A 6,265-nucleotide genomic window follows, 5' to 3' on the forward strand; every position below is an offset into this window, starting at 1 on the left:
ATCACAAAATAATAAAAAATTTGTTAACAGTTTGTTAATTTGTTATCAAACACTCTAACCTTCCTTGCAATTCCTTGATTTCTACTTTATCACCATCTTTTACCTTTCCTGACAATATAATCTTTGCCAATTCTGTCTCAATATATTTTTGAATAAATCTCTTTAATGGTCTTGCACCATAAACCTGATCATAACCAACGCTTGCTATATAATTTAAGGCACTTTCATCCACATAAAGCTTTATATTCTTTTCATTAAGCCTTGATTGTATTTCATTTATAAATATTTTTATTATTCTCTTAATTGATTCATTTGAAAGTGGCTTAAATATGACTATATCATCTACTCTATTTAAAAACTCAGGCCTAAACCTCATCTTGAGAACATTCTGAACCTCTTTATAAATCTCATCTAAATCTTTATTCTGAATTAATCCCTGCTGTATAACATCACTTGCTAGATTAGATGTCATTATAATTATTGTATTTTTAAAGTCAACTATGTGTCCTTTACTATCTGTAAGCCTTCCTTCATCTAAAAGCTGTAAAAATATGTCAAATACCTCCTCATTTGCCTTTTCTATTTCATCAAATAAAATTACACTATATGGTTTTCTTCTAACAGCCTCTGTTAACTGTCCACCCTGTTCATAGCCTACATATCCCGGAGGTGCTCCTATTAGCCTTGAAACCGAAAACTTTTCCATATACTCTGACATATCTATTCTAATCATATTATCCTCGCTGTCAAACAGCTCCCTTGCTAAAGTTTTAGCAAGTTCTGTTTTTCCAACACCTGTAGGTCCTAAAAAGATAAAGGAACCTATTGGACGCTTTGGGTCCTTTATTCCTGCCCTTGCTCTTAAAACTGAACCTACAACTACCTCTACAGCTTCATCTTGGCCTATTACTCTCTCTTTAAGTGATTTTTCAAGATTTAACAGTTTTTCTCTTTCTCCCTCAACAAGCTTTGAAAGAGGGATATGCGTCCACCTTGAAACTATCTCACATATCTCTTCTTCAGTAACCTCCTCCTTAAGAAGAAGATTTGCATTCTTCATTTTATCTTCTAACGCCTTTAGTTCATTTTCAAGTTGAGGTAGTCTTCCGTATTTAATTTCAGCAAGTTTATTTAAGTCGTATTCCTTTTCTGCCTTTATCATTTGCACCTTTAGATTATCTATTTCTTCCTTTATATTCCTTATCCTTTGTAACTCTTCCTTCTCTTTACTATATCTTGCGTTTAATTCCTTCTCCTTCTCCTTTAAATTTGCGATTTCCCTTTCAACATCCTCTAACCTAATTTTTGAAAATTCATCCATCTCACCTGAAAGTGCTCTTTTCTCTATTTCAAGCTGCAGTATTTTTCTCTTTACTTCATCAAGTTCATAGGGAACACTTTCTATTTGAGTTTTTATCATTGCACAGGCCTCATCCACTAAATCTATTGCCTTATCTGGTAAAAATCTGTCTGTTATATATCTTTTAGACAATTTTGCCGCAGACACTAAAGCACTATCGTGTATTCTAATTCCGTGATGTATTTCTAATCTTTCCTTTAAACCTCTAAGTATTGCAATAGTATCCTCTACAGTGGGTTCATCAACATAAACAGGTTGAAATCTTCTTTCAAGAGCCTTATCCTTTTCTATATATTGTCTATACTCATCAAAGGTTGTCGCTCCAATACAGTGAAGTTCTCCACGAGCCAGCATAGGCTTTATTAAATTACCAGCATCAACAGCTCCCTCTGCTTTACCTGCCCCAACTATTGTATGTATCTCATCTATGAAAAGTATTATCTTACCTTCACTTCTTTGGATTTCCTTTAGAACAGCCTTAAGTCTTTCCTCAAATTCACCTCTATATTTTGCCCCTGCAATAAGTGCACCTAAATCTAAAGAAAATATTTTCTTATCCTTTAGTCCCTCGGGTACATCTCCCTTTACTATTCTTTGTGCTAATCCTTCTACTATTGCTGTTTTTCCAACGCCAGGGTCACCAATTAACACAGGATTATTCTTTGTTTTTCTTGAAAGTATCATAATTACTCTTCGTATTTCATCATCTCTTCCTATAACAGGATCTAATTTGTTTCTTCTTGCCTCCTCTGTCAAATCACGACCATATCTTTTGAGTGCATCATATGTACCTTCTGGATCATTAGTCTCTACCCTTTGTCCTCCTCTTGCCTCCATAAGTACCTTTAAAAACTTTTCTTTATCTATTCCTTTTTGAATCAACATCTTTTTTAGTGGATGTTCAGTTTCTAAAATTGCTAAAAAGATATGCTCAACACTTACATAAAGGTCATTCATATTACTCATTATTTTTTCTGCACTTACTAACACTTCTTCTAATCTACGTGTTGCATAGACATATCCAGAATCAGCAGCTTGACCATACACCTTTGGAAGTTTATCTAAATATGCCTCAACCTCATTTTGAAGCTTTTTGTTATCAATCCCCATTCTCTCAATTAAACTTGGTATTAAACCATCCTCCTGCGTTAAAAGAGCAAAAAGCAGGTGTTCTACATCTACCTGCTGATGCTTAAAGGAAACTGCAATCTGTTGAGAAAGATTTAATGCATCCTGTACCTTAAGCGTCATCTTATTTACGTCCATAAAACCATCTCCTTACAGCATTTTATGTAAATCATAAATCTTTAAAAATTCTTCATAAAAACGATTTACAAGTTGTCTTTTTTGTTTTACACATTCTGATTTTATATAAAAAGCACCAATATACAAGTTTAATTTATCTTCTTTATTTTCCTCTAAAACAGCCTTAATATTCTCATAGGCCTTTGAATTCATCTCTAAACAATTTATTTTTAATATTTCAGTACATTTAGTTTTTGTAATTCTATTTAAACTTATAAAGGATTTTTTATTGCTCAAAATAAAATTCCATATTTTATCTTTTGAATTTGATATTATTTTTTTGTTCTGTGTATTATAAAAAATACCCACCCCATACTGATTTATAACAATATCTATGTACGAATTTTCATCTATCTTATGTCTTGCCTTTAAACTATCACTTTTTTTATTACTCTTCAAAAAATCCTTTTCAAGCTCTAAAAAACCGTTAGTATGCTTATGATATATCTTTTGAAGTTCATAACAAAATGCTCTAAAATTTGTTTTTACATTTTCTCTCTGCTTTAGATACTCGTCATTAAGATTCTTCTCTAAATTTTTAAAATATTCAAAATCCTGTGTCTCAAACCCTAAAAATTCCATATATATCCCCCCAATAATATAAGCGTGATTTCTTTTATAATTAATTATACCAAACATTTCTAAAAAAGAAACCACGCCTATTATTTTTATTTATTATTTTGAGAAAGAAGCAAATACTCTATTGCCTGTTTATTATCTCCCATATTTTTATACATTTGAGAAAGCTTTATGTAAAGCTCCACCTTTTGTTCTTCCCTATTACACTTTTCCATAAAATCTAACGCATAAAAGGCATAATCCTCTGCCCTCTGATAATCTTTAATTTTGCATAAGAAATCAAACCTTGACATCAATATTTTTATTATTCCTTCTTCATAATTTTGCTTTAACATTACTCCTTCAGCTTCATTTATTACGTTTAGTGTTTCATCCAATATCTTCATTTCCAATAAGCAGTCTATTAAATTTAAATAAACATCTAAAATAAAGGCTATATTTTCCTTATTTATCTCCTTCTCGCACTGTATTATATCTTTAAACAATTGGATTGCCTGTTCTTTTTTACCAGATTCCCAAAGACAAACAGCCATATTGTTTTTTGCCTTTAACATACCCTCAAAGTCGCTGTTTAATTTATATTTTTTATATGCATTTTCAAATCTTTTGAAGCTATCCTCTGCATCCTTTATCTTAAAATCTACATTACCCTGCATCATTTCTATACCTGGCAAATATTGTTCTTTATTATGCCAGTCATTTTGCTTTATGAAATCCTTAAGTTTATTTAAATAAACATCTGACAATGTATATCTATTTAGTGCTATTGAGCATAAAGCTAAATCATAATAGGTTCTTGCTATATTATCTAAGGAAATTCCCTTATCAATTAGCTCTTCAGAATTTTTATAATAACCAAAGGCTATTTCATATTTGTTGTTAAAATAGCTACAATTACCAAGACAAATATATATATCGGATATAATATCATAGTTATTTGTTTTTAGGTAATAAACAAGTGCCTTTGAAAAATCGATAAAACTTTTATCATAATCCTCTTTAAAGTATGATTGTTTTGCAAAGCAGTAATAATAATATCCCTTTTGGGCATCTGAAAGCATATCTAAATTTTCTTCATATACTTTGATTCTATCTAATACCTCATCAATGCTTTCTTTATCAAAGTTTAAAGCAATCTCATCCATCAACTTTTGAAACTTCTTCTGCATTCTTTCTCTATCGGTTAATGTAAAATATTCTACATCAACCTCTAACTTTTCTGCAATGTATGATAGCAACTCATCACTTGGATTACATTTACCATTTTCAATTGAACTTATTTGAGCAGCAGTAACCCTATCCCCAGCAAGCTCCTTTAAAGTCATTCCCTTTTGTTTTCTTAAATTGCGTATCTTTAATCCTAAATTCTCACCCATATCAATCCCCACTTCTAAATTATTCCTAATTCTTTATATAAATCTAAACTTCTATTCATATATTTTAGTGCTAATTCCTGCATATTTAAATCAATATATAATTTTCCTAATAGAACACAAAAGTTAGCAAGCTCCCTTTTATATTCTGTAGCCTCAAGATATTTTATTGTATTTATTAATACCTCTTCAATTTTAGCAGTATTATTTTCTATGCTATATATCTTATATAAATATTCATATGCCTTTATTCTGTATTCGTGTTCTTCATATTTTAGATTATCAAGTATATCAATAACTACTTCCTTAGCCTTATCAATCTGACCAAGTTTAATATAATTATCACACAGTTTAAATAAGGTTAAAGGCACAGTATTATCCTTTATCTCCTGTTTTATTTTTAATGCATTTGTTAAATGGCTAAAGGACTCCTCAAAATTATCAAACTTTGCAAAAATTTCACCAATACCATCTTCAATCTCTGCTATGTCCTTTTTATAGTCAAGCTCTGAAAGCATTTCCTTTGCTTTTTTTGAATAATTAATTGCCTTTTCTATCTTACCTTCCTTTGCATAGGATAAACTCAAAAGTACAAGAACATCTGCATAAGCCTTTTTGTCATTAAATACTTCTAACTTTTTCTTTGCAATGTATGCATAGTCTATTGCTTGGGAGATTTTATTTAAATATAAATTAGATATAGCAATATAATAATTTATTTTTGCCTTTAAGAATTCATCCTCTAAAAAATTCTCTGAAATTATTGTATCTCCTTGTGTAAAATAATTTAATGCCGTTGAATAATACCCCATATTTATACTAATTTTACCTAACAATATAAAACTTTTAATAACATCTTCAACTAAATTAAGTTTTAAAAACAAACTATTTGCGATTAAGCAATATTGTTGTGACTCTTCATATTTCTTGTCGTGATATTTTATTATGGCTAACACCATATTAAATTTCCCCTTATACAAAATAAGGTTGTACTCATTAGCATAATGAATGCCCTTTTCTACATATTCCTTAGCTTTTTCAAATTCCTTAGAAGAAATAGAGACTTCAGCTATATTTAGATAATATTCACATATCTTTGAAGCCTGCTTCTCTTCGCTTTCAAGAAAATAATCTACATCTGTCTCAAGCTTCTCTGCTATATATTCAAGAAGTTCAATACTTGGATTGGCTTTTCCTGACTCAACTAAACTTATCTGACCAGGCGTAACCCTATCCCCTGCAAGTTCCTTTAAAGTTAAATTTTTCTCTTTTCTTTTTGCCTTTATCTTTTCTCCTAAAGTTAATATTTCCATACTCATCCCGCCTATTAGTAGTATTATTAATTAACCTGAATTATTCATGGAATTTATTTAAAAGAGTTCTATAGCCCATATTAACTTAATTTTTTACTAAACTGCATTTCACTTAAAAAGTGAAATAAAAACATGAAAAAGAGGGCCCAAATTTGTTATAATATAGTTGCTAAACAAATACCAAACAAAGGGAGGGTTCTCAATGTTTAGTTTATATGATATTTGTTTAGAAAGCAATAGTAAAATACGATTAAATTTTGATGGTGGTGACTTATCTTCTGATACAGGATTGTTATTGCTTAAAGAATTTACTCATAAAATTGGCTTCGAAAATG

General features: G+C 30.2%; 4 protein-coding genes and 1 pseudogene. 1 reads left to right on the forward strand and 4 read right to left on the reverse strand.

Annotation, left to right across the window (positions count from 1 at the left end):
- Window positions 1–34: 34 nt before the first annotated feature.
- The 4 genes from clpB to BUB63_RS09015 form a co-directional block, all read right to left on the reverse strand.
- The gene (gene clpB / locus BUB63_RS09000) at window positions 35–2,626 is read right to left on the reverse strand and encodes an ATP-dependent chaperone ClpB (protein WP_073249207.1); all 2,592 of its coding nucleotides are present in this window, start codon (window positions 2,624–2,626) and stop codon (window positions 35–37) included.
- A gap of 12 nt (window positions 2,627–2,638) precedes the next feature.
- Window positions 2,639–3,247, reverse strand: a complete 609-nt coding sequence (locus BUB63_RS09005; protein ID WP_073249209.1) for a hypothetical protein — start codon at window positions 3,245–3,247, stop codon at window positions 2,639–2,641.
- Window positions 3,248–3,333: 86 nt separating this feature from the next.
- Complete coding sequence (locus BUB63_RS09010; protein WP_073249211.1) at window positions 3,334–4,620, reverse strand: helix-turn-helix domain-containing protein; 1,287 nt, start codon at window positions 4,618–4,620, stop codon at window positions 3,334–3,336.
- A gap of 14 nt (window positions 4,621–4,634) precedes the next feature.
- Window positions 4,635–5,930 (reverse strand): helix-turn-helix domain-containing protein, encoded by a 1,296-nt coding sequence (locus BUB63_RS09015; RefSeq protein ID WP_073249213.1) that lies wholly within the window; start codon window positions 5,928–5,930, stop codon window positions 4,635–4,637.
- A 202-nt stretch (window positions 5,931–6,132) separates the two neighbouring features.
- Between BUB63_RS09015 and BUB63_RS13405 the strand changes: the two are divergent.
- Window positions 6,133–6,265 (forward strand): annotated as a pseudogene (locus BUB63_RS13405) (IS1380 family transposase); the annotation flags it as partial.

The organism is Caloramator proteoclasticus DSM 10124, from assembly GCF_900129265.1.
Taxonomy (GTDB): Bacteria; Bacillota; Clostridia; order Clostridiales; family Caloramatoraceae; genus Thermobrachium; species Thermobrachium proteoclasticum.

Excerpts from the sequence above, each read along its gene's own strand:
- BUB63_RS09005 (WP_073249209.1), bottom strand. The coding sequence starts at position 3,247 with ATGGAATTTTTAGGGTTTGAGACACAGGATTTTGAATATTTTAAAAAT.
- clpB (WP_073249207.1), bottom strand. The coding sequence starts at position 2,626 with ATGGACGTAAATAAGATGACGCTTAAGGTACAGGATGCATTAAATCTT.
- BUB63_RS09010 (WP_073249211.1), bottom strand. The coding sequence starts at position 4,620 with ATGGGTGAGAATTTAGGATTAAAGATACGCAATTTAAGAAAACAAAAG.
- BUB63_RS09015 (WP_073249213.1), bottom strand. The coding sequence starts at position 5,930 with ATGGAAATATTAACTTTAGGAGAAAAGATAAAGGCAAAAAGAAAAGAG.